Source organism: Rossellomorea vietnamensis (assembly GCF_025398035.1).
Classification (GTDB): domain Bacteria; phylum Bacillota; class Bacilli; order Bacillales; family Bacillaceae_B; genus Rossellomorea; species Rossellomorea vietnamensis_B.
Genome location: NZ_CP104558.1, coordinates 2,538,449 through 2,562,171, shown reverse-complemented (window position 1 = coordinate 2,562,171; position 23,723 = coordinate 2,538,449). Strand labels below are relative to the sequence as shown.

Below are 23,723 nucleotides of genomic sequence, written 5' to 3'. Positions count from 1 at the left end.
GAAAACTGAACAAAACAAGACAATACGTCAACGTTAATTCTAGATTTATTTTTAAAGAGCTATTCAAACTTTTATCGGAGAGTTTGATCCTGGCTCAGGACGAACGCTGGCGGCGTGCCTAATACATGCAAGTCGAGCGGATTGATGGGAGCTTGCTCCCTGATATCAGCGGCGGACGGGTGAGTAACACGTGGGTAACCTGCCTGTAAGACTGGGATAACTCCGGGAAACCGGGGCTAATACCGGATAACTCATTTCCTCGCATGAGGAAATGTTGAAAGGTGGCTTCGGCTACCACTTACAGATGGACCCGCGGCGCATTAGCTAGTTGGTGAGGTAACGGCTCACCAAGGCAACGATGCGTAGCCGACCTGAGAGGGTGATCGGCCACACTGGGACTGAGACACGGCCCAGACTCCTACGGGAGGCAGCAGTAGGGAATCTTCCGCAATGGACGAAAGTCTGACGGAGCAACGCCGCGTGAGTGATGAAGGTTTTCGGATCGTAAAGCTCTGTTGTTAGGGAAGAACAAGTGCCGTTCAAATAGGGCGGCACCTTGACGGTACCTAACCAGAAAGCCACGGCTAACTACGTGCCAGCAGCCGCGGTAATACGTAGGTGGCAAGCGTTGTCCGGAATTATTGGGCGTAAAGCGCGCGCAGGTGGTTCCTTAAGTCTGATGTGAAAGCCCACGGCTCAACCGTGGAGGGTCATTGGAAACTGGGGGACTTGAGTGCAGAAGAGGAAAGTGGAATTCCAAGTGTAGCGGTGAAATGCGTAGATATTTGGAGGAACACCAGTGGCGAAGGCGACTTTCTGGTCTGTAACTGACACTGAGGCGCGAAAGCGTGGGGAGCAAACAGGATTAGATACCCTGGTAGTCCACGCCGTAAACGATGAGTGCTAAGTGTTAGGGGGTTTCCGCCCCTTAGTGCTGCAGCTAACGCATTAAGCACTCCGCCTGGGGAGTACGGTCGCAAGACTGAAACTCAAAGGAATTGACGGGGGCCCGCACAAGCGGTGGAGCATGTGGTTTAATTCGAAGCAACGCGAAGAACCTTACCAAGTCTTGACATCCTCTGACAACCCTAGAGATAGGGCTTTCCCCTTCGGGGGACAGAGTGACAGGTGGTGCATGGTTGTCGTCAGCTCGTGTCGTGAGATGTTGGGTTAAGTCCCGCAACGAGCGCAACCCTTGATCTTAGTTGCCAGCATTCAGTTGGGCACTCTAAGATGACTGCCGGTGACAAACCGGAGGAAGGTGGGGATGACGTCAAATCATCATGCCCCTTATGACCTGGGCTACACACGTGCTACAATGGACGGTACAAAGGGCAGCGAGACCGCGAGGTTTAGCCAATCCCATAAAACCGTTCTCAGTTCGGATTGTAGGCTGCAACTCGCCTACATGAAGCTGGAATCGCTAGTAATCGCGGATCAGCATGCCGCGGTGAATACGTTCCCGGGCCTTGTACACACCGCCCGTCACACCACGAGAGTTTGTAACACCCGAAGTCGGTGAGGTAACCTTTTGGAGCCAGCCGCCTAAGGTGGGACAGATGATTGGGGTGAAGTCGTAACAAGGTAGCCGTATCGGAAGGTGCGGCTGGATCACCTCCTTTCTAAGGAAGATTTACTAAAACGTTTGACACGTCGAAGTTTTGTTCAGTTTTGATGGTTCAACCATCAAAACATTTTTTATCTCTTACGAGATAGAAGTTGTGTTTGTTCTTTGAAAACTAGATAAAGATAAATTGATAGTCAAGAAATTACCGAGTATCGCCATTTTAGGTTTTAAACCTGATGTAACAACCAATTCGGTTAAGTTATGAAGGGCGCACGGTGGATGCCTTGGCACTAGGAGCCGACGAAGGACGGGACTAACACCGATATGCTTTGGGGAGCTGTAAGTGAGCTTTGATCCAGAGATTTCCGAATGGGGGAACCCATTGTTCGTAATGGAACAATATCCTTACTTGAATACATAGAGTATGGAAGGCAGACCCAGGGAACTGAAACATCTAAGTACCTGGAGGAAGAGAAAGCAATTGCGATTCCCTGAGTAGCGGCGAGCGAAACGGGATATAGCCCAAACCAAGAGGCTTGCCTCTTGGGGTTGTAGGACACTCTATACGGAGTTACAAAGGAATGGAGTAGACGAAGAAGTCTGGAAAGGCTCGTCAAAGAAGGTAACAACCCTGTAGTTGAAACTTCATTCCCTCTTGAGTGGATCCTGAGTACGGCGGGACACGTGAAATCCCGTCGGAAGCTGGGAGGACCATCTCCCAAGGCTAAATACTCCCTAGTGACCGATAGTGAACCAGTACCGTGAGGGAAAGGTGAAAAGCACCCCGGAAGGGGAGTGAAATAGAACCTGAAACCGTGTGCCTACAAGTAGTCAGAGCCCGTTAACGGGTGATGGCGTGCCTTTTGTAGAATGAACCGGCGAGTTACGATCCCATGCAAGGTTAAGTTGATAAGACGGAGCCGCAGCGAAAGCGAGTCTGAATAGGGCGATTTGAGTATGTGGTCGTAGACCCGAAACCAGGTGATCTACCCATGTCCAGGATGAAGTTCAGGTAACACTGAATGGAGGTCCGAACCCACGCACGTTGAAAAGTGCGGGGATGAGGTGTGGGTAGCGGAGAAATTCCAATCGAACTTGGAGATAGCTGGTTCTCTCCGAAATAGCTTTAGGGCTAGCCTCATGTGTAAGAGTCTTGGAGGTAGAGCACTGTTTGGACTAGGGGCCCTCATCGGGTTACCGAATTCAGACAAACTCCGAATGCCAAAGACTTATCCATGGGAGTCAGACTGCGAGTGATAAGATCCGTAGTCGAAAGGGAAACAGCCCAGACCACCAGCTAAGGTCCCAAAGTATACGTTAAGTGGAAAAGGATGTGGAGTTGCTTAGACAACCAGGATGTTGGCTTAGAAGCAGCCACCATTTAAAGAGTGCGTAATAGCTCACTGGTCGAGTGACTCTGCGCCGAAAATGTACCGGGGCTAAACGTATCACCGAAGCTGTGGATTGACACCTCTAGGTGTCAGTGGTAGGAGAGCGTTCTAAGGACTGCGAAGCTAGACCGTAAGGACTGGTGGAGTGCTTAGAAGTGAGAATGCCGGTATGAGTAGCGAAAGATGGGTGAGAATCCCATCCACCGAATGCCTAAGGTTTCCTGAGGAAGGCTCGTCCGCTCAGGGTTAGTCGGGACCTAAGTCGAGGCCGATAGGCGTAGACGATGGACAACAGGTTGATATTCCTGTACCACCTCTTTTCCGTTTGAGCAATGGGGGGACGCAGGAGGATAGGGTAAGCGCACTGCTGGATATGTGCGTCTAAGCAGTTAGGCTGATGATGAGGCAAATCCCATCATCGCGAAGGCTGAGCTGTGATAGCGAGCGAATTATAGTAGCGAAGTTCCTGATTCCACACTGCCAAGAAAAGCCTCTAGCGAGGAAAAAGGTGCCCGTACCGCAAACCGACACAGGTAGGCGAGGAGAGAATCCTAAGGTGAGCGAGAGAACTCTCGTTAAGGAACTCGGCAAAATGACCCCGTAACTTCGGGAGAAGGGGTGCTCTGGTAGGGTGCAAGCCCGAGAGAGCCGCAGTGAATAGGCCCAGGCGACTGTTTAGCAAAAACACAGGTCTCTGCGAAGCCGTAAGGCGAAGTATAGGGGCTGACGCCTGCCCGGTGCTGGAAGGTTAAGAGGAGTGCTTAGCGCAAGCGAAGGTGCGAATCGAAGCCCCAGTAAACGGCGGCCGTAACTATAACGGTCCTAAGGTAGCGAAATTCCTTGTCGGGTAAGTTCCGACCCGCACGAAAGGCGTAACGATCTGGGCACTGTCTCAACGAGAGACTCGGTGAAATTATAGTACCTGTGAAGATGCAGGTTACCCGCGACAGGACGGAAAGACCCCGTGGAGCTTTACTGTAGCCTGATATTGAATTTTGGTACAGCTTGTACAGGATAGGTAGGAGCCTTGGAAACCGGAGCGCCAGCTTCGGTGGAGGCATCGGTGGGATACTACCCTGGCTGTATTGAAATTCTAACCCGCGCCCCTTATCGGGGTGGGAGACAGTGTCAGGTGGGCAGTTTGACTGGGGCGGTCGCCTCCTAAAGAGTAACGGAGGCGCCCAAAGGTTCCCTCAGAATGGTTGGAAATCATTCGCAGAGTGTAAAGGCACAAGGGAGCTTGACTGCGAGACCTACAAGTCGAGCAGGGACGAAAGTCGGGCTTAGTGATCCGGTGGTTCCGCATGGAAGGGCCATCGCTCAACGGATAAAAGCTACCCCGGGGATAACAGGCTTATCTCCCCCAAGAGTCCACATCGACGGGGAGGTTTGGCACCTCGATGTCGGCTCATCGCATCCTGGGGCTGTAGTCGGTCCCAAGGGTTGGGCTGTTCGCCCATTAAAGCGGTACGCGAGCTGGGTTCAGAACGTCGTGAGACAGTTCGGTCCCTATCCGTCGTGGGCGCAGGAAATTTGAGAGGAGCTGTCCTTAGTACGAGAGGACCGGGATGGACGCACCGCTGGTGTACCAGTTGTCTTGCCAAAGGCATCGCTGGGTAGCTATGTGCGGAAGGGATAAGTGCTGAAAGCATCTAAGCATGAAGCCCCCCTCGAGATGAGATTTCCCATCACGTAAGTGAGTAAGATCCCTAGAAGATGACTAGGTAGATAGGTCAGAGATGGAAGCATGGCGACATGTGGAGTTGACTGATACTAATCGATCGAGGACTTAACCACAAAGAGTCATATTTATATGAACAACAATTGGTCGATATTCGGCTTTCTTGACATCAATTCTTTATCTAGTTTTGAAGGAACAAACCTTCAATTGAATATTCGTCTGGTGATAATGGCGAAGAGGTCACACCCGTTCCCATGCCGAACACGGAAGTTAAGCTCTTCAGCGCCGATGGTAGTTGGGGGATCTCCCCCTGTGAGAGTAGGACGTCGCCAGGCGAAACAATTCTTTTTTGTACAATCACTTTATTTGTGAAGGTGCATATAGTAAGATAGAAGATAGAATCATTCTTATCGTCGCGGGGTGGAGCAGTTCGGTAGCTCGTCGGGCTCATAACCCGAAGGTCGCAGGTTCAAATCCTGTCCCCGCAATACCATTTTTGACTTGTTTTATCAAAGGTTATCGCTAATCTTTCATGAGTCACGCATGGATAGTTATTTTCACTATCGTGAAGGTAATGAAAGTTATTTTGCTTACGCAAAAAACTCTGGTCCGGTAGTTCAGTTGGTTAGAATGCCTGCCTGTCACGCAGGAGGTCGCGGGTTCGAGTCCCGTCCGGACCGCCATTTTTGTTCATTCAAACGAAACGTTGTTTCGTTTTTTTTATTGTCTTTTTTCAGAACCTTTACTCTCATACACTAAAAAGGGTAAACTACATATATACATTCTCCCTTAGGGTAACAAACGATCCTAAGGTTTTTTTATACTCTAAATGATGATTGAGGAGATTAACATGAATCAGTTTGAGATTATGACGAATAGTCCGGAGGAAACAGGCCACTTTGCAGAAAAGCTCGCAGGACTATTAAAGCCTGGGGCTGTGTTGACGCTGGAAGGTGATCTTGGGGCAGGGAAGACAACGTTTACGAAAGGACTTGCCAAAGGTCTTGGTGTCACTAAAACCGTGAACAGTCCCACTTTTACCATTATTAAAGAATATAAGGGGCGTCTGCCTCTTTATCATATGGATGTATACAGGCTGGACGATTCCTTTGAAGATTTGGGATTTGATGAATACTTTGAAGGAGAAGGAGTGACCGTCATTGAGTGGGCTCACTTAATTAAGGATCAGCTTCCGAAAGAATTATTAAGCTTGTCGATTTACCGGGAAGGCGACTCCAAGAGAAGGATCGTGTTGAAGCCGTATGGAAATCGATATAGTGAATTGTGTAAGGAGATTGTGTCATGACGATATTATCGATAGATACCTCCAATTATCCGTTTGGGGTTGCCCTGATTGAAGAGGATAAAGTAATTGGGGAATACATCACGTATATGAAAAAGAACCACTCTGTGAGAGCCATGCCGGCTGTCGAACAGTTGTTAAAAGACTGTGGGGTAGGGGCAAAGGAATTAACGAAGATTGTTGTTGCAAACGGCCCAGGTTCCTATACGGGCGTACGAATCGGGGTCACCTTGGCCAAGACACTGGCATGGTCATTGAATATCCCCCTGATCCCGGTGTCCAGTCTCGCGACATTGGCTTCGTCTGGACGATATTTTCAAGGGTTTATCGTTCCGTTGTTTGATGCCAGAAGAGGACAGGTATACACAGGACTCTATGAGTTTCAGGAAGATCGATTGGTTTGTGTGGAAGAGGATCGCAACATCATGCTCGATGAATGGGTGACAAAGTTAAAAGAGTTAGATAAAGATTTGTTATTTGTCGGAAATGATGTCTCCATCCACGAGAGCCTGATTAAGGAAGTACTTGAAGATCAAGCGAGAATCGCACCATTTGTCAGTCATAATCCCCGTCCTTCTGAACTGGCTTATATCGGCCTTGGTTTAAAAGAGATGACGGCACATGAAGTGCTTCCCAACTATATACGGATGGCGGAAGCAGAAGTAAAATGGCTGGAGGCCCAAAAAAAATCTGAATAGAAGATAAGGGATCGTTAAAATATGGATATACGATTTATGACAGTTGATGATTTAAACGAAGTTATGGAAATTGAAAATCAATCTTTTAGCATTCCCTGGAGCCGGGACGCTTTCTTGAATGAACTTGAGCATAACCACCTGTCCACCTACCTCGTTGCAGCAGATGGAGAGAACCTTGCGGGTTACTGTGGCGTGTGGCTGGTCGTGGATGAGGCCCATATCACAAATGTAGCCGTGCTTCCTGATTACCGGGGACGTGGCTTGGGGGAAGGTCTTATGCGTAAGATAATGGACATAGCGATTGAATTTGGCGCTCGCGTGATGACACTCGAAGTCAGGGTTTCAAACATGCCTGCGCAGCACTTATATCGTAAGCTCGGTTTCAAAGACGGCGGGATTCGTAAGAGGTACTACTCGGACAATCAAGAGGATGCTTTAGTAATGTGGGTGAATTTATGAAAAAAGATACATTAGTATTGGGAATTGAAACAAGCTGTGATGAGACAGCTGTGGCGATTATACGAAATGGAACAGAGATTGTGACGAATATTGTTTCGTCCCAAATTGAAAGTCATAAGCGATTCGGTGGAGTGGTCCCTGAGATTGCATCGCGTCATCATGTGGAGCAGGTTACGTATGTACTGGACGAAGCCCTTGAACAAGCCGGGATGACGATGGATGATATCGATTGTGTGGCGGTAACGGAAGGTCCTGGCTTGGTAGGAGCCCTTCTTATTGGCGTTAACGCGGCAAAGGCACTTGCTTTCGCCCATAACAAACCGTTGGTGGGAGTCCATCACATTGCAGGGCATATCTATGCGAACCGCTTAGTGAAAGAGATGAGGTTCCCTCTTCTTTCCCTGGTTGTTTCCGGAGGACATACGGAGCTTGTACTCATGAAAGATCACGGTTCCTTTGAGGTCATCGGAGAAACACGCGATGATGCTGCAGGAGAAGCGTATGATAAGGTAGCACGGACATTGGGTCTTCCATATCCAGGAGGACCGCATATTGACAGGCTGGCACATGTTGGGGAAGCGACTCTTGATCTGCCCCGGGCATGGCTGGAAGAAGGATCCTATGACTTCAGCTTCAGTGGTTTGAAGTCAGCGGTTATCAACACGCTTCATAATGCCAAACAAAAGGGAATGACCATTCATCCACAGGATTTGGCCGCGAGCTTTCAAGCAAGTGTCGTTGACGTGTTAGTAACGAAAACGGTTAAGGCTGTAAAGGAGTATGGAGTGGAGCAAGTATTACTTGCCGGTGGAGTTGCGGCCAATAAAGGCTTGCGTGCTGCACTTGAGGAAGCCTTTGAGGGAATGGAAGCGGAATTGGTCATCCCTCCCCTATCCCTTTGTACAGATAATGCCGCTATGATTGCAGCCGCAGGAACGGTTTTATTCCAACAAGGAAAAAGAGGAAGCATGGATATGAACGCTCATCCAGGACTTGATATCGAAAATTTCTAAAAGGGAAAGCTTGAACGAATATCGTTCAAGCTTTTTTACTATATGTTGATATCCTGTGAGTAACGTACAAAGTTGAAAAGGTGAAAGAGAAATGGGAGGGACGAACATACGTTTTATCAACAGGTTGTGGATAAGTTGTTAATAACTACTTATTTAGTGTGTATACATTGTGAAAAAGACGAGTGTTTTTCACCCTAAATAATGGTAAAAGCTGTGGATAACATAAGTTATTTTTGTGTATAGTGTGGAAAACTACTGTGAATAACGTTATATAAGTATTTTAACTGTGGATAATAATGTGGAATAAGAAAGGATTGGGGAGTGATTGTTATCCCCAATCCTGTGGATTACTGCTCTTCTTGAAGGAGTTCTTCCAGTTCGGTCCATTCTTCCAATAAAGAATCAAGCTCTTCTTTCGCTTTTGTGAGTGATTCATTAATATCCTGGACTTTCTCGTGATCTTGAAAGATATCAGGATCGCAGAGAAGATCTTCTTTTTCCTGAATGGTTGTTTCGAGTGTTTCCATCAGGCCTTCGATTTCTTCGACTCTGCGCTTTCGTTGACGTTCGAGTTTTTTCGCTTCTTTATCAATCTTGTGGGATTGTTTTTGAGTCGGCTCCTGTAATTGTTCACCCTGTTCCATGCGTTCTAGTGCCGCCAGTTCTTCCTGCTGCTGTAATTTTTCTACATAATAATCGTAATCGCCAAGATACTCCGTCGAGCCTTTCTTGGATAATTCAACGACTTTTGTGGCAATTCGGTTGATGAAATACCGGTCATGGGAAACGAAGAGAATCGTCCCGGGATAATCGATCAGGGCATTTTCCAACACTTCTTTGCTATCCAGGTCAAGATGGTTCGTCGGCTCATCCAGAATCAGGACATTCCCTTTTTCCATCATCAGCTTGGAGAGGGCTAACCGTGCTTTTTCTCCACCACTTAAGGTAGAAACGGGCTTTAGGACATCTTCCCCTGAAAAGAGGAAGTTACCGAGGACCGTCCGGATTTCTTTCTCCATCTTCATCGGATATTCGTCCCACAGTTCATTTAAGACCGTTTTGTTCGATGATAGTTCGGCTTGTTCCTGGTCATAGTAACTGATGGTCACATTGGATCCGAATTTAAATGTGCCGTCGAGAGGCTGAAGTTTATTCACCAATGTTTTTAAAAGCGTCGATTTCCCGATTCCGTTCGGTCCGACGAGTGCGATACTGTCCCCTTTTTTGACAGAGAAATCGATATGGGAGGAAATCGTCTCGTTTTTCCCGTAGCCAATGGTAAGGTCTTGGACATGCAGCACGTCATTCCCGCTTGGGCGGTCGATTTGAAACGCAAAGCTGGCAGACTTCTCATCTCCTAGTGGCCTGTCCATCCTATCCATACGTTCCAATTTTTTTCGTCGGCTCTGTGCCATCTTGGTGGTGGAGGCCCTGGCGATATTCCGTTGAATGAAGTCCTCGAGCTTTGCGACTTCCTGCTGCTGACGCTCGAACATTTTGAGTTCTTTCTCATAGTCTTCCGCTTTTTGTTCAAGATACCTGCTGTAGTTCCCAAGGTATTTCTTACTCCTGTTCCGGGAAATTTCATACACTTGATTAACGACGCTGTCTAAAAAGTAGCGATCATGGGAAACGATCAGGACGGCTCCTTCATAGCTTTGAAGATACGTTTCAAGCCATGATAAGGTTTCGATATCCAAGTGGTTGGTCGGTTCATCAAGGATGAGGATGTCAGGCTTGGTCAGTAGAAGCTTACCAAGGGCAAGGCGGGTTTTCTGACCACCGCTCAATGTGGATATCTTTGTTTCGTAATCAAAATCGGCAAAGTTCAATCCGTGAAGGACGGAACGGATATCCGCTTCATACTGATAGCCGCCGGAATCTTTGAAGAGAACCTGGAGTTGATCGTATTCCTTCAATACCCGTTGATAGACATCCTCTTGTTCATATACCGAAGGATCGGCCATTTGCTGCTCCAATGATCGTAATTTCTTTTCCTGCTCTTTCAATTCCTCAAAGACGGTCAGCATCTCAGACCAGATGGAAAGATCCGATTCGAGACCCGTATTTTGGGCAAGATACCCGATGGAGACGCCTTTTGGCTTTGTGATCTCCCCGGAATCGTAGGAAAGGTGACCTGCTATTATTTTTAGAAGAGTCGACTTCCCCGCACCGTTACGGCCTACAAGGGCAACGCGATCTCTAGTCTGTATTTCAAGTTTAATATTTGATAGGATATTATCTGCACCGAAGTTTTTTGTTAATTGATTCACTTGTAAAAGAATCATGACGTTTCACCTCTATTTCATAGTGCTAGTGTACCGTATAAGAGAGGGAAACGGCAATAAAACACCTATTAATCTTCGTACACTTAGGATAAAATATAGTGTATGATGAGTAGTAGAGTTTAATAAATTCTGGATGCTTTCAATTTTGGAAGCGGTATCAGAGGTTTTGAATAGATGTGGGGGAATACAATATGAACCAGGATACAACGAAAATTCCACAGGCAACGGCCAAGCGCCTTCCGCTATATTATCGATTTATCAAGAATCTGTACTCATCCGGTAAGCAGAGGGTTTCATCAAAGGAATTAAGTGAAGCGGTGAAAGTTGATTCTGCTACGATCCGCAGGGACTTTTCTTATTTTGGTGCATTGGGTAAAAAGGGATACGGCTATAATGTCAATTATCTGTTATCCTTCTTCCGTAAGACACTGGATCAGGATGCCCTTACAAAGGTCGTGCTGATCGGGGTGGGGAATCTTGGTACAGCGTTTCTTCATTATAATTTCATCAAGAATAATAATACGAAGATTGAAATGGCTTTCGAGGTAGATGAAAAGAAGGTCGGGACTCAAATCAGCGACGTACCCGTTTTTCATTTAGATGATTTAGAAGAGAAGCTTGTGGGGCATGATATTGAAGTAGCGATTCTGACGGTACCGGCATCTTCTGCTCAGAATATCACAGACCGATTGGTTTCTTCGAATATAAAGGGGATACTGAATTTCACCCCTGCGAGATTGACGGTGCCCGACCATATCCGCGTCCATCATATCGACTTGGCGGTGGAACTTCAGTCACTCGTATACTTCTTGAAGCATTACTCGGAGGATGACACGGAAATGTCACAAGATGGAATCATAACAGAATAGAAAATTCTTCATATTTACGTTATGATAGAATGGTAAAAGAGGAGGTGTCTCATTATGCCAGGTCCAGGTAGCCTCGTATTAATAGCAGTCGTTGCTTTACTTATTTTTGGCCCTAAGAAACTTCCGGAATTAGGAAAAGCGGCAGGAAATACATTGCGTGAATTTAAAAATGCAACAAAAGGCTTAGCAGATGATGAAGACGAAAAAAATAATAGTGCTAAGTAGAGTAGGATGAACGCCATGAGTCAAAGAGACATGACAGTTTATGAACATATAGGAGAATTGCAAAAACGACTCATGTTTGTAGTCGTTTTCTTCTTGTTAGCAGTTGTGGTAAGCTTCTTTCTTGCAGAACCGCTGATCAGATACTTACAGCATGCCGATGAAGCGAAAGAGTTAACCATGAATGCCTTTCGTATCACAGATCCTCTCAAGATCTATATGGAAATGATCATGTTCATTGCTTTGATCATGACATCCCCTATCATTCTCTTTCAAGTCTGGTCTTTTGTGAGCCCTGGTTTATATGAAAGAGAAAGAAAAGTGACGCTTAGTTATATTCCAGTTTCCCTTATCCTTTTCTTAGGCGGATTGTCATTTTCTTATTTTATTTTGTTTCCATATATCGTGAAATTCATGATGGGTTTATCAACGAACCTAAATATAGAACAAGTGATAGGGATAAACGAATATTTCCATTTCTTATTCCAAATCACGATTCCTTTCGGTTTTCTGTTTCAGCTACCCGTAGCCATGCTTTTTCTTACAAGGTTAGGTATTGTCACACCGATGATGATGGGAAAAATGAGGAAAGCAGCCTACTTTATCTTATTGGTCATCGCGGCCCTTATCACCCCACCGGACATCGTGTCCCATCTAATGGTGACGGTACCGTTGTTCATACTATATGAAATCAGCATCTGGATATCCAAGATCGGATATAAAAAGGTGATTGAGGCAGAGCAGAAGCTTGAAATGGAAAAGTACGAGGATATAAATAAGGATTGATCAAATGATCAATCCTTATTTTTTGTGCTTTATTTGTTTTTTGATTTTGAAATGCAGCATGACCATCCGTAACCCGGAACCGAAGTCCAGGGTTGCAAGAAAGATGAGCATATACGTGAAAAATCCCCAACCTTCATCATTCTGTACGTTTTGTACAGCAAAGTATGTGAAGAGCACACCGAGAAGGAGATAGATCACTCCTGAGAATAATGGTGATCTCCTCATAGAAATAATCCTCCAATAAATCCTTGTATTTTTTCAGCTTCATTCATCATTTTATCGATTTCGTCCTTATAGATAGATTGCATTAGAACGACCGTTGTATTCATGGCCACGTGAGCAAATATTGGCACAAGGATCCGCTTCGTTTTTACATAAAGAAAGGCAAAGGTGAATCCCATTGCTGAATACAGGATCACATGCTCAGGCTCGAAATGGGCAAGAGCGAAGATGACCGAGCTGATGAGAGCAGCAAAGAAGAAATGCATCTTCTCATACAGAACGCCGAAAATGATCTTTCTGAATACGATCTCTTCCAGAATGGGTCCGATGATGGCCGCGACCAGCATGGATAATGGAACCTTTTCAATGATGCCGATAATCATCTGGGTATTTTCAGAACCCATTTGGATTCCTAATGCATATTCAACCTGTATGGCAACCGATTGAGCGATGAATGCCATGAAAATCCCGAGAACCGCCCAAACAATCGAACGGCCGGCACCAATGGGAGCACTCCGTTCAAGCCGGGTGCTGGTTTCGCTTTTCCTTAAGATGCCTCCCACAATGAGAAGGGTCAGCGTGAAGCTGATGACAAGCCAGTATCCGGGGACAAGGCTCCGTACCGTCTCATCGGGCTTACTGAGGACGTCGACACCGATCTTATATAAAAGGGGTACCCCGACAATGCTTGAAAGCTGCATGACGATATAGGCAATTAAAATAAATCCGAAATGTTTTTTCAACGTTTGATCTCCTTTAGCACCTGTAAGATAACGGTCATGTTACTCCTGTACAATTCTACTAAGAAAACCGTAACTGTTCAAATCTAAGGGTTTTATTCACCCTGGAATATATGGGGAAAGGAGGGCATAGGATAGGAGGGTGTGAAAAAAAGAGAAAAATGACGAAAAAAATTTTAGGCAGGACTCTTGCAAAATGAAAACGAATTAATTAATATAATAGTTGTGTTAGCACTCACAGTGAGCGAGTGCTAATAAAAAACATTTACATAATTCAAGGAGGTTGTTTCACTTGTTAAAACCACTAGGTGATCGCGTCGTTATCGAGCTAGTTGAGTCAGAAGAAAAAACAGCAAGCGGTATTGTGCTACCGGATTCCGCAAAGGAAAAGCCACAAGAAGGTAAAGTGATGGCTGTAGGTACTGGTCGCATTCTTGACAACGGTGAGCGCGTTGCTCTTGAGGTAGCTGTCGGCGATCGAATCATTTTCTCTAAATACGCTGGTACAGAAGTGAAATACCAAGGCACAGAATACCTGATCCTTCGCGATAGCGATATTCTGGCTGTAGTTGGCGAATAATTTAAATTCCGTAATAGTAAACCATACATTATTTAAATAAGAGGAGGACTTTATAATGGCTAAAGATATTAAATTCAGCGAAGAAGCACGCCGTTCCATGCTTCGCGGTGTCGATCAATTAGCAAATGCAGTAAAAGTAACTCTTGGACCAAAAGGACGTAACGTGGTGCTTGAGAAGAAATTCGGTTCACCACTTATCACAAATGACGGTGTAACCATTGCGAAAGAAATCGAACTGGAAGATGCATTCGAAAACATGGGTGCAAAACTGGTTGCTGAAGTAGCAAGCAAAACAAACGAAATCGCCGGTGACGGTACAACGACTGCAACGGTCCTTGCTCAAGCTATGATCCGTGAAGGTCTTAAAAACGTAACAGCTGGTGCAAACCCAGTTGGCGTACGTAAAGGGATTGAAAAAGCGGTTCAAGCGGCTATCGAAGAATTAAAAGTGATCTCCAAGCCGATCGAAGGCAAAGATTCCATCGCTCAAGTTGCGGCAATCTCAGCAGCTGACGAAGAAGTCGGCCAACTGATTGCAGAAGCAATGGAGCGCGTTGGTAACGACGGTGTTATCACAATCGAAGAATCTAAAGGATTCACAACTGAACTTGATGTAGTAGAAGGAATGCAGTTCGATCGTGGATATGCATCTCCATACATGGTCACTGATTCTGATAAAATGGAAGCTGTCTTAGAAAATCCATACATCCTGATCACTGACAAGAAAATCGGTAACATCCAGGAAGTACTTCCTGTTCTTGAGCAAGTCGTTCAACAAGGTAAGCCACTATTAATGGTAGCTGAAGATGTTGAAGGTGAAGCTCTTGCAACGCTTGTTGTGAACAAACTTCGCGGAACATTCAACGCAGTAGCTGTTAAAGCTCCTGGCTTTGGTGACCGTCGTAAAGCAATGCTTGAAGACTTAGCAGTTCTTACTGGTGGAGAAGTGATCACAGAAGATTTAGGCCTAGACCTTAAATCTGCGAACATCACTCAACTTGGCCGCGCTGCGAAAGTAGTTGTAACGAAAGAAAACACGACTGTCGTAGAAGGCTCTGGAGATCCAGAAAAAATCGCAGCTCGCGTAAACCAAATCCGTGCTCAATTAGAAGAATCCACTTCTGAGTTCGATAAAGAAAAATTACAAGAGCGCCTTGCTAAGCTTGCAGGTGGAGTAGCAGTTGTCAAAGTCGGCGCTGCAACTGAAACTGAGCTTAAAGAGCGTAAACTACGTATCGAAGACGCCCTGAACTCTACTCGCGCAGCAGTAGAAGAAGGGATCGTATCCGGTGGTGGTACGGCACTCGTGAACGTATACAACAAAGTAGCATCAATCGAAGCGGATGCAGATGTAGCAACTGGTATCAACATCGTGCTGCGTGCTCTTGAAGAGCCGATCCGTCAAATCGCTCACAACGCTGGACTCGAAGGTTCTATCATCGTAGAACGTCTGAAGAAGGAAGAAGTAGGTGTCGGATTCAACGCAGCTACTGGTGAGTGGGTCAACATGATCGAAAAAGGTATCGTAGATCCAACCAAAGTAACTCGTTCTGCGCTTCAAAACGCAGCGTCTGTTGCAGCAATGTTCCTGACTACTGAAGCAGTAGTAGCGGACATTCCTGAAGAAGGCGGCGGCATGCCGGATATGTCCGGTATGGGCGGCATGGGTGGAATGGGCGGCATGATGTAATACATCATCGCCCATTTCCTGGAGCTATCCAGATAAAAGTGGTCATTCCTTATGGAGTGACCACTTTTTTTACGTCCTAAGAGAGTTAAAGAGTTTACAAAATCACCATATAGGTAAAAAGTATGATAAAAACACATCCATACCGAAACGATTTACGTATACTGCGTGTGACTTCTACTTTTTAACTAAACCAAAGCAGGTGATAACATGAACTATACAACGATGGATCTCAGGACGCTGGTAGAACGGATCATTGAAGGGGACGAGCGGGCTAAAGAAGAATTTGAAAGACGATGGGAAATTCCATGGGAACAAGTCGGGACAGTACCAATATCGATCGAGAAGAAGCCAAGGGACTGACGTGGTTCCATCCATCCTTCTTATGATAAAGTATGGATAGAACATTTCAGAAAGAGGGTTACCGATGACAGTCAAACAATACTATCAAGATGCCTATATGAAAAGCTTTCACACATCCATTCAGGATCAGCAACAGGATGAGTCAGGCTGGTACGTCGTATTAGAGCAAACGGCTTTTTATCCGACAGGTGGCGGTCAGCCCCATGATACGGGAACGTTAAAGGATAAGAGGGTTATCAACGTTGAAGAGGTGAACGGAGAAATCCGTCATTACATAGAAGAACCGTTTGAAGACATTTCAGAAGTTATCGAAGGGCAGATCGATTGGGAACGCCGATTCGATCATATGCAGCAACACGCCGGTCAGCATATCCTGTCGGCCGCATTTGCAGAAGCACTGCAATATGAGACGATCAGCTTTCATCTCGGGAAAGAGTTCCTCACCATTGACTTAAACGTCAGTGACATCAGCAACTCAGATGCTTCGAAAGCAGAGGAGCTAGCCAACCGGATCATAAGGGAAGCACGTCCGATCGAGACGAAGTGGGTGACGGAAGCGGAACTGTCCGACTATCCGCTGCGCAAACAGCCATCCGTCACAGATGAAATCCGACTCGTCTTCATCCCGGACTTCGACTACAACGGGTGCGGTGGAACTCATCCACGTTCCACGAGCGAAGTCGGGGCCATCAAGATCCTTGATTGGGAAAAGCACAAAGGCCATATCCGCCTGCAGTTTATCTGCGGTGACCGGGTCCTCCATCAACTGCACCGGAAGCATGGACTGCTGAAAGAGCTCACAAGTGTCCTGCAGGCACCGGAAGAAAACATGGTATCGACGGCTGAGCAGCTGATTTCCAAACAGAAAGAGCAGGAGAAAGCACTGGAAGGCTTGAAAGAGGTGCTGTTGACGTATGAAGCTGAAGGGTTACCTGAACTCCCAAAAGATGGCTATATGCTTATCCAAAGAGCTTACAATGACAGACCAATCCAGGAACTTCAGAAGATTGCACAGCACATCATTTCTAAGAGAGAAGATGCGATTGTGATGCTGGTCGTGCATAATGATCAAAAGCTTCAGCTCGTAGCGGCTAAGGGATCGCTCCCGACTATTAACTTAAGAGAAGTCGCACAAAAAGTATTTCCGCTCATCAATGGAAAAGGCGGCGGGAAAGAGTGGTTTGTTCAAGGTGGAGGAGAGGCGATTATGAGTAAGGAAGAGTTGCTAGAAGCTCTGACAAAACAACTATAAAAGATGTGATAGAGCCACCGGGCATGATTGGGTGGCTCTATTTAATATTCAATTATTTTCTTAGGGACAAAAGAATGGATATTTCCACATTCTAATCACCACTTAACGGCATGTGCATAAAATAAAGCATGTCCAACTATTACTTTATTACTATTTTTAAAGAAAAGTGAATAATGGATACTGGATAAGCAAATGTGAATTTAAGAAATATACTAAGGAGGCTGTGTAGATGGCAGTCAACGAATCAGGTAATAATGGAAAGATCATCATTAATGACACGGAAATTGTTGTTTATGATGACAGTGGAATTCAAGCGGAAGTTGATCAACTCGAAACCAGGTTGAATCAACTAGATCAAGAAAAGCATATGCATTCAAATAAATCCATCTTAGATAAAATTGAACAAACGGGTTCTGAGTCTTCCATAGACTTAAGTGAAATCTCAAACCATGAAACGGCTATTAATGATTTAACCACCTCAAGTCATTCCCATCCTAACAAACCCACTCTGGATCGATTAGGGATCTCCTCGTCCAACAAACTTACCATTGACGGTGAAGAACAAGTTAGTACTGAATATACCCATCCTGAATCACATCCGGCAAGTATGATAACGGAAGATGAAGATCATCGATTTGTGACGGATGATGAGAAGGTTAATTGGGATTCTAAAGCGGATGCTGCTCATAGTCATAGCCTGTCTGATCTACTGGATATCGAACTGCCGCCTAATCAATTAACGGATGGGGATGTATTGGTTTATTCCCAGGGTAAGTGGAAAGCCGGTAAACAAAATGTTGGTGGAGGTTCTTTGAGTTTAGAAGACTATTCTGTAGACGAGCCTATTCGTTACGTCATTCCACTGGATGTCATTGAACTTCAAGCGCTTAATATTACGAAAAATTCTATAACGCTCAATTGGAAACCTAACTTCAGGACGAAAGATTCTTTAGAATATCTAGTATTTGTAGGGGAAACTCTGGTAGGTACTACAACAGAAACATCATTCGAGATTACCCAACTAATGAGTTCCACTGTATATTCATTCAGAGTCGTTACGAGAAATGAAAATAATCATGAATCGAATGGTAGGTCGGTTGTCTCTAAAACTCAAGGTGATGTAGTTTTATCTCTTAGAGGAGGAAGCGATTATGTAGAAACTCCTCAAATCACCTTTGACGCTATGGAAATACAATGTTCCCTCAATCCCAAAGTCAATTCCTGGAGTAACTATTTAATAGAGGGGGCAACATCTGGGGTTCAAATTTATACCCAGCACAATGGTGCCAGCTATCGCCGCTCAGGGTGCGAATTATATGTAAATGGAAGGTATGAAGCGAGTACAAGTTATGCAGTGATTCCTTCCGGGCAATTCGTAACTGTTCGGATTGAAGGGGTAAATGAGGCTGAAATAACTGATCGATTTAATTTATTCGCAAGTAAGAATAACACGACAACTATGCAGGGGTTATTATACCGAGTTAAACTTTATGCCAGAAACGGGCGGGGAGATTTAATCCTTAAATCTGATTTTGATTTTACCAATGAATCCACCAATCAATATGTAACGGATATACTGAATAATTCTCCTGCTCTAATGATACATGGAAGTTCATTTATTGAGAATTAAATAGGGGTGATAATGTTGGATGGTAGAATAAAAAAATTGATAGATGAAGAAGGGACACTCGCTTTTCCGATAACGGTAGCAGATTCAGTATTCATAAATAAAGATCAGAACCTTGCGGAGAAGTTATTCTCAGAAAGATATGGGCATGGAACGTATGTAATCGATTTAGAGCATTGGGGGATTCAAAAAGGTTTGCCACAGAAACCCTACTCTGAAGAAGATTATCATAAAGCATATAACAATATTAAAGGCATTAACCGGGCATTAAAATATGCACATGGTAAAGAATATACACTCGTTATGTTACCAAGGGGTGAATATTCAATTTGTTACCCTTTGTCGATTAACTTGGTGGATAACATTACGTTCAATCTAAACGGTTCAACCTTAAAGGTGATGTACGACTCTGACAATAAATCCCCATATGATGAGCGAACTTCTGGAGCGATTCATTTGTTTGCCGGAGTATCCTTTAAGTTTCACCAGGTAAAGAATGCACATTTAACCAATGGGAAAATAATAGGCGATATGTATGAACGCAGTTTTAACGATCCGAGTGAAAAATATGTAGAACACACATATGGAGTATCCTTTACGTATGGAGCTTCTTATTGTTCTTTGAGTCACTGCGATATAAGCGGTTATGCAGGGGACAATGTCAATTTCACTTCAGTTGGATGGATTCGAGGAAGTATACCGGGTACTCCGGTGCTTGGGGACATGGATGGGAATGGAGTAGTCACCCCATCAGATAATAGTATCATTACGGATTATGTTACGATACCTGCTGGTGAATTTAGTGTGATTTCTCTTTCGGGACAAGGTTATTCAAGGCAAACCAGCTTAAACAATAAAGAATTCAATATAGCTTTTTATACAGAGGATAATACATTTATAGGCAGAACCACCAATATGCGTGTGCTATTCCCCATCTCAATCCCTAAAAGAGCAAAGAAAATCAAATTCATATTTAGAAATGAATCCGATCCAGGCAGGAACCTGAACATATTTACAAACTTTGGAGGGATGCCTGCACATAATGTGGTGGAATTCAATGAAATTTATGATGGTCACCGCGGCGGGATCACAATGGGTGGTTCGTATTGTATTATTAAAAATAATCGTATTCGTGATAACGGGAAGTTCAATACGAATTTTTTAGATGGTGCTCCGCAATTTCCTGATTCTACAAAGTATGCGATTAACCAGGAAGATTCATATGGAGACAACAGTATTATTCGAGATAACTTGATCACTGGAGGATTTCATGGGATATTGACCAGGGGATACTCGGTGTTTATTGAAAACAATGTCATCACAAATATGGGTGGATCAGGAATTGTTATATATGATCAGGAATTTGCCACTATTAAAGGAAACTATATGCGACGGGCAGGTTTATATTTATTCGGGGCAGGCGGTCAAAAGAATGCTTTTGTAACTATTTCAAATAATTATATTGAAGGAAGCTTTAATGTAGAAAACCCCAGCTATAATACTATTGTTTCAAACAATTTCTTTAAAAATGGCATAGGAACTTTAGGGAATGCTGTGTATAAGGATAATATAGTGAAATTGGTTGTAGGAGGTGCAATACTAAAGGCTGCGACTAAAATAAGTGATTGTATCTTTTATTCAGATCCCAGCGATCAATTCCAACCAGAGGTGCATTTTTCGAATGACTTCGTAAACTGTCAATTTAAGAACCTACTGGTAACACTTAACACTGGAGTGCCAAGCAATATCTCGATCGGTGATTGTGTGTTCAACGATTGCAGGTTCCGGACACTTCAACATTTTCACAATGTACAATTTGAAAACTGTCGTTTTGTTGATTCTCTCGTCCAATCCACTTGCGTAAACAGTGAGAAAAGAAAAAATAATATGATGTTTAATCAGTGTCATTTTAAATCAACAAAGATGTCTTACTTCTTTCAAGCGATGTCAAATATATCAGAGGGTGTAAAGGTAGGCTTTCATGAGTGTCGGTTTGAAATCAGTAATAGCAGTATTGAATCGTTATTCGATAATAACTATATAACCGATTCAATCATTGCGTCAGTAATAGGAAACACGATTGAATACAAAGGAGACACACCAATCACAATCCCATATTTTAAAAGTGACAAAGAAGTATGGGAAGCTCATATCGCGAACAATAAAACGTATAATATCATCCTGACCCTACCCAATCTAGTTAGATACAAACTATTTGATCCTACTACACATTCCGTCACTTCTCCTTCATCGGGTATTTTTTCAAGAGGCGAAATAATTTATAATGCCATGCCTGAAGCAGGCGGGAATTTAGGATGGATTTGTATTCAGTCAGGTCAGGCAAATACGAATGCATGGATTCCTAACACTCCCTATTCACTAAACGACCTAATCAATTCGAACGGGTTTGTCTATAAATGTACGCTTGCTGGAACATCTGGACAGTCAGCTCCTACTCACACAAGCGGGAGTGCAATGGATGGCACCGTTCAATGGGAATTTATAAAGCCTTTAGCGGTGTTTAAAGAATTTGGTGTTATTCAAGATTAGAGGACTGACTCAGGTCAGTTCTTTTTTTTGCGAACTTAAACATCTAAAGAAGGAATGACGGTTCTTGTGGTTTCATTCCATGAATGGTTATTAAAGCTCTATTTGATTGAAATTTTTCCATTAATATGTTTCAAAAACCATTGCAGTGGTAAATAAGATATGAAATATTTCCAAAATATTGAATTTTAATACCTGAGTCGCATTTCTGAGTATGAATTCGAACAACCTAAAACTAAGGGCAGGAGGGATTGGTCATGTTTCTTATGTATTGTTTATTTACATTCGGGCTGGTTTCCTTATCTATGTTGATGTATTATCCAAGAATTTTCATTAAAGGAATGATAAAACCTAAAAATCAAAATACCACAACGGTCTATTATCGATTCATTCATCTTTATTTTATTATCATTGTATATGGTTTGTTCATATTGTTTAGTTATTTGACTTTTTCACAATTTCCTATCCTAATGGTAACTGAGTCTTTTTTGCTGCTTATTTTAGTGTTGCTTTATTTTATTAATAGAAAAATAGGGGAAACGTTATCTCCCGAAACGGTCAGTGAATACTTTACCTCTTTATTTTCAGGTGATTCCACTTATGGTCCGGAGATTGGCAGCGGTGGAAATTGTGGCGGGGATGGTGGAGGAGCGGGTGCGGACTGAAACTTAACGAATGCACCTCATTTGTTCGTCCCAGCATTACTAAAATTAGCCTGGATGGTTGTGGAAAGCTATCGGATGGTATTAAGCATTTGCCCTGAAATAGAGAAGTAATTTATAAGTGGTACACCCCCCAACCCTAATCATTCGATATCCCACCCAATATTGGTTAAAATAGAAAAGACTCAATCATGTTCAACAATTGGCTATAGCTTAAAGGAGAGAAATACATGACGAACTATGCAGATGATAGTTTAGCGTTGCATACAGATTTGTATCAGATCAATATGACGAAGGCTTACTGGGATGATGATTTCCATAATCGAAAGGCTGTTTTTGAAGTGTTCTTTCGAAAGCTGCCTTTTGGCAATGGATATGCGGTATTTGCCGGGCTCGAACGGATCATTGAATATGTGAAAAAGTTTCATTTCTCGGAGAGTGATATCGAGTACCTACGGGAGCTGGGGTATGAGGAAGCGTTCCTGGAATACTTGGCGGAGCTTCGTTTCACTGGGACGATACGGTCCATGCAGGAAGGGGAGGTTGCGTTCGGGAATGTCCCCCTTGTCCGTGTGGAGGCGCCTCTTGCTCAGGCTCAGTTATTGGAGACGGCAATCTTGAATATCGTGAACTATCAGACGTTGATTGCGACGAAGGCGAACCGGATCAAGCAGGTGGTGCAGGATGAAGTGGTGATGGAGTTCGGGACGAGACGTGCCCATGAGCTGGATGCAGCCATTTGGGGAACCCGTGCTGCGTATATCGGCGGCTTTGATGCGACGAGTAATGTACGGGCCGGGAAGTTATTCGGTATGCCGGTTTCGGGAACTCACGCCCATGCTATGGTGCAAGCCTACCGCGATGAATATCAGGCCTTTCATAAGTATGCAGAGAGCCACAAGGATTGTGTATTCCTCGTGGATACGTATGATACGTTGAAATCCGGTGTCCCGACGGCAATTAAAGTAGCGAAGGAGCTTGGCGACAAGATCAACTTCAAAGGGATCCGTCTTGATAGCGGGGACATGGCGTACCAATCGAAGATCGCTCGCAAGATGCTTGATGATGCAGGCTTTACGGATACGAAAATCATTGCCTCCAATGATCTGGACGAATATACGATCCTGAACTTGAAGGCGCAAGGGGCACAGATTGATGTATGGGGTGTCGGGACAAAGCTGATCACAGCGTACGATCAGCCTGCTTTAGGTGCCGTGTATAAGCTCGTGTCCATTGAAAATGAGTCAGGTGAAATGGAAGACACGATTAAAATTTCGAGCAATGCCGAAAAAGTTTCAACTCCCGGGATGAAAAGGGTTTACCGCATCGTCAATACGGTTAATCATAAATCAGAGGGCGAATATATTGCCCTGGAGCATGAGCACCCTGAAAGTCAGGAACGGTTGAAAATGTTCCACCCTGTTCATACGTATATCAGTAAGTTCGTCACGAATTTCGAAGCGAGGGAACTTCATGTGGAGGTATTCAAGGACGGTGAGCTTGTGTATGATACGCCTCCATTATCAGAAATGAGAAGTTTCGTAAATGAAAATCTTGAATTGTTATGGGATGAGTATAAGCGTTCCATGAATCCTGAAGAGTACCCTGTGGATTTAAGTGAAGAGTGTTGGAACAATAAGATGGATCTGATTCATCGTGTAAAAGCTGAAGTGAAAGAAAAACAAAGCGGAAATTGGTGAGATTCCCTTTGTTTGGGCATGATAAAAAGATATAATATGATGTAATAAAACCTAACATGGAGTGTG

18 protein-coding genes, 2 tRNA genes and 3 rRNA genes are annotated in these 23,723 nt (G+C 44.2%); 20 read left to right on the top strand and 3 right to left on the bottom strand.

Features of this window, described 5'->3' with window-relative positions:
- Positions 1-71: 71 nt before the first annotated feature.
- From N5C46_RS13110 to tsaD, 9 genes are all read left to right on the top strand, one after another.
- Positions 72-1,622: ribosomal RNA gene (locus N5C46_RS13110) — 16S ribosomal RNA — on the top strand.
- A gap of 197 nt (positions 1,623-1,819) precedes the next feature.
- A 23S ribosomal RNA gene (locus tag N5C46_RS13105) occupies positions 1,820-4,755 on the top strand.
- Positions 4,756-4,857: 102 nt separating this feature from the next.
- Positions 4,858-4,974, top strand: a 5S ribosomal RNA gene (gene rrf / locus N5C46_RS13100).
- Together the 16S, 23S and 5S rRNA genes with 2 tRNA genes alongside form the textbook arrangement of a ribosomal RNA operon.
- 79 nt (positions 4,975-5,053) lie before the next feature.
- A tRNA-Met gene (locus N5C46_RS13095) sits at positions 5,054-5,127 on the top strand.
- Between the two features lie 118 nt (positions 5,128-5,245).
- Positions 5,246-5,322 (top strand) — tRNA-Asp (locus N5C46_RS13090).
- 167 nt (positions 5,323-5,489) lie between these two features.
- Positions 5,490-5,945 (top strand): tRNA (adenosine(37)-N6)-threonylcarbamoyltransferase complex ATPase subunit type 1 TsaE, encoded by a 456-nt coding sequence (tsaE, locus tag N5C46_RS13085; RefSeq protein WP_261749018.1) that lies wholly within the window; start codon positions 5,490-5,492, stop codon positions 5,943-5,945.
- Positions 5,942-6,640 (top strand): tRNA (adenosine(37)-N6)-threonylcarbamoyltransferase complex dimerization subunit type 1 TsaB, encoded by a 699-nt coding sequence (gene tsaB, locus N5C46_RS13080; protein ID WP_261749017.1) that lies wholly within the window; start codon positions 5,942-5,944, stop codon positions 6,638-6,640. The genes tsaE and tsaB overlap by 4 nt, the downstream gene beginning before the upstream one ends.
- Before the next feature lie 36 nt (positions 6,641-6,676).
- Positions 6,677-7,099 (top strand): ribosomal protein S18-alanine N-acetyltransferase, encoded by a 423-nt coding sequence (gene rimI, locus N5C46_RS13075; RefSeq protein WP_261749016.1) that lies wholly within the window; start codon positions 6,677-6,679, stop codon positions 7,097-7,099.
- A complete protein-coding gene (gene tsaD / locus N5C46_RS13070; RefSeq protein ID WP_261749015.1) occupies positions 7,096-8,112 on the top strand; it encodes a tRNA (adenosine(37)-N6)-threonylcarbamoyltransferase complex transferase subunit TsaD in 1,017 nt (338 codons plus the stop codon). The genes rimI and tsaD overlap by 4 nt, the downstream gene beginning before the upstream one ends.
- Before the next feature lie 347 nt (positions 8,113-8,459).
- On the opposite strand, the gene N5C46_RS13065 is transcribed toward tsaD, so the two are convergent.
- Positions 8,460-10,400, bottom strand: a complete 1,941-nt coding sequence (locus N5C46_RS13065) for an ABC-F family ATP-binding cassette domain-containing protein (protein WP_261749014.1) — start codon at positions 10,398-10,400, stop codon at positions 8,460-8,462.
- 191 nt (positions 10,401-10,591) lie between these two features.
- Here N5C46_RS13065 and N5C46_RS13060 point away from each other — a divergent pair, with 191 nt between their 5' ends.
- From N5C46_RS13060 to tatC, 3 genes are read left to right on the top strand one after another with little or no spacing between them, the layout of a single operon-like run.
- Positions 10,592-11,269: a redox-sensing transcriptional repressor Rex gene (locus N5C46_RS13060; RefSeq protein WP_034766052.1), complete on the top strand. Its 678-nt coding sequence runs from the start codon at positions 10,592-10,594 to the stop codon at positions 11,267-11,269.
- A gap of 54 nt (positions 11,270-11,323) precedes the next feature.
- Positions 11,324-11,494: a twin-arginine translocase TatA/TatE family subunit gene (locus N5C46_RS13055; protein ID WP_034766054.1), complete on the top strand. Its 171-nt coding sequence runs from the start codon at positions 11,324-11,326 to the stop codon at positions 11,492-11,494.
- Between the two features lie 15 nt (positions 11,495-11,509).
- Positions 11,510-12,277: a twin-arginine translocase subunit TatC gene (tatC, locus tag N5C46_RS13050; RefSeq protein WP_261749013.1), complete on the top strand. Its 768-nt coding sequence runs from the start codon at positions 11,510-11,512 to the stop codon at positions 12,275-12,277.
- Between the two features lie 15 nt (positions 12,278-12,292).
- On the opposite strand, the gene N5C46_RS13045 is transcribed toward tatC, so the two are convergent.
- Both N5C46_RS13045 and N5C46_RS13040 read right to left on the bottom strand, forming a co-directional pair.
- Positions 12,293-12,502 (bottom strand): YdiK family protein, encoded by a 210-nt coding sequence (locus tag N5C46_RS13045; RefSeq protein WP_034766057.1) that lies wholly within the window; start codon positions 12,500-12,502, stop codon positions 12,293-12,295.
- Positions 12,499-13,242 (bottom strand): CPBP family intramembrane glutamic endopeptidase, encoded by a 744-nt coding sequence (locus N5C46_RS13040; protein WP_261749012.1) that lies wholly within the window; start codon positions 13,240-13,242, stop codon positions 12,499-12,501. The genes N5C46_RS13045 and N5C46_RS13040 overlap by 4 nt, the downstream gene beginning before the upstream one ends.
- 289 nt (positions 13,243-13,531) lie before the next feature.
- Here N5C46_RS13040 and groES point away from each other — a divergent pair, with 289 nt between their 5' ends.
- The 8 genes from groES (at position 13,532) to N5C46_RS13000 (ending at position 23,657) form a co-directional block, all read left to right on the top strand.
- Positions 13,532-13,819: a co-chaperone GroES gene (gene groES, locus N5C46_RS13035; protein WP_034766060.1), complete on the top strand. Its 288-nt coding sequence runs from the start codon at positions 13,532-13,534 to the stop codon at positions 13,817-13,819.
- 55 nt (positions 13,820-13,874) lie between these two features.
- The gene (gene groL, locus N5C46_RS13030) at positions 13,875-15,509 is read left to right on the top strand and encodes a chaperonin GroEL (protein WP_034766062.1); all 1,635 of its coding nucleotides are present in this window, start codon (positions 13,875-13,877) and stop codon (positions 15,507-15,509) included.
- Between the two features lie 207 nt (positions 15,510-15,716).
- A complete protein-coding gene (locus N5C46_RS13025; RefSeq protein ID WP_224521598.1) occupies positions 15,717-15,869 on the top strand; it encodes a hypothetical protein in 153 nt (50 codons plus the stop codon).
- Between the two features lie 64 nt (positions 15,870-15,933).
- On the top strand, positions 15,934-17,121 hold the full coding sequence (locus N5C46_RS13020) for an alanyl-tRNA editing protein (protein WP_261749011.1): 1,188 nt from the start codon (positions 15,934-15,936) through the stop codon (positions 17,119-17,121).
- Positions 17,122-17,350: 229 nt separating this feature from the next.
- On the top strand, positions 17,351-18,751 hold the full coding sequence (locus N5C46_RS13015) for a fibronectin type III domain-containing protein (RefSeq protein WP_261749010.1): 1,401 nt from the start codon (positions 17,351-17,353) through the stop codon (positions 18,749-18,751).
- 15 nt (positions 18,752-18,766) lie between these two features.
- Positions 18,767-21,298, top strand: a complete 2,532-nt coding sequence (locus N5C46_RS13010) for a right-handed parallel beta-helix repeat-containing protein (protein WP_261749009.1) — start codon at positions 18,767-18,769, stop codon at positions 21,296-21,298.
- Positions 21,299-21,552: 254 nt separating this feature from the next.
- A complete protein-coding gene (locus N5C46_RS13005; protein WP_261749008.1) occupies positions 21,553-21,960 on the top strand; it encodes a hypothetical protein in 408 nt (135 codons plus the stop codon).
- A gap of 227 nt (positions 21,961-22,187) precedes the next feature.
- On the top strand, positions 22,188-23,657 hold the full coding sequence (locus N5C46_RS13000) for a nicotinate phosphoribosyltransferase (RefSeq protein WP_261749007.1): 1,470 nt from the start codon (positions 22,188-22,190) through the stop codon (positions 23,655-23,657).
- The last annotated feature ends 66 nt before the right edge of the window (positions 23,658-23,723 follow it).

Excerpts from the sequence above, each read along its gene's own strand:
- tsaE (WP_261749018.1), top strand. The coding sequence starts at position 5,490 with ATGAATCAGTTTGAGATTATGACGAATAGTCCGGAGGAAACAGGCCAC.
- tsaB (WP_261749017.1), top strand. The coding sequence starts at position 5,942 with ATGACGATATTATCGATAGATACCTCCAATTATCCGTTTGGGGTTGCC.
- rimI (WP_261749016.1), top strand. The coding sequence starts at position 6,677 with ATGACAGTTGATGATTTAAACGAAGTTATGGAAATTGAAAATCAATCT.
- tsaD (WP_261749015.1), top strand. The coding sequence starts at position 7,096 with ATGAAAAAAGATACATTAGTATTGGGAATTGAAACAAGCTGTGATGAG.
- N5C46_RS13065 (WP_261749014.1), bottom strand. The coding sequence starts at position 10,400 with ATGATTCTTTTACAAGTGAATCAATTAACAAAAAACTTCGGTGCAGAT.
- N5C46_RS13060 (WP_034766052.1), top strand. The coding sequence starts at position 10,592 with ATGAACCAGGATACAACGAAAATTCCACAGGCAACGGCCAAGCGCCTT.
- N5C46_RS13055 (WP_034766054.1), top strand. The coding sequence starts at position 11,324 with ATGCCAGGTCCAGGTAGCCTCGTATTAATAGCAGTCGTTGCTTTACTT.
- tatC (WP_261749013.1), top strand. The coding sequence starts at position 11,510 with ATGAGTCAAAGAGACATGACAGTTTATGAACATATAGGAGAATTGCAA.
- N5C46_RS13045 (WP_034766057.1), bottom strand. The coding sequence starts at position 12,502 with ATGAGGAGATCACCATTATTCTCAGGAGTGATCTATCTCCTTCTCGGT.
- groL (WP_034766062.1), top strand. The coding sequence starts at position 13,875 with ATGGCTAAAGATATTAAATTCAGCGAAGAAGCACGCCGTTCCATGCTT.
- N5C46_RS13025 (WP_224521598.1), top strand. The coding sequence starts at position 15,717 with ATGAACTATACAACGATGGATCTCAGGACGCTGGTAGAACGGATCATT.
- N5C46_RS13020 (WP_261749011.1), top strand. The coding sequence starts at position 15,934 with ATGACAGTCAAACAATACTATCAAGATGCCTATATGAAAAGCTTTCAC.
- N5C46_RS13015 (WP_261749010.1), top strand. The coding sequence starts at position 17,351 with ATGGCAGTCAACGAATCAGGTAATAATGGAAAGATCATCATTAATGAC.
- N5C46_RS13005 (WP_261749008.1), top strand. The coding sequence starts at position 21,553 with ATGTTTCTTATGTATTGTTTATTTACATTCGGGCTGGTTTCCTTATCT.
- N5C46_RS13000 (WP_261749007.1), top strand. The coding sequence starts at position 22,188 with ATGACGAACTATGCAGATGATAGTTTAGCGTTGCATACAGATTTGTAT.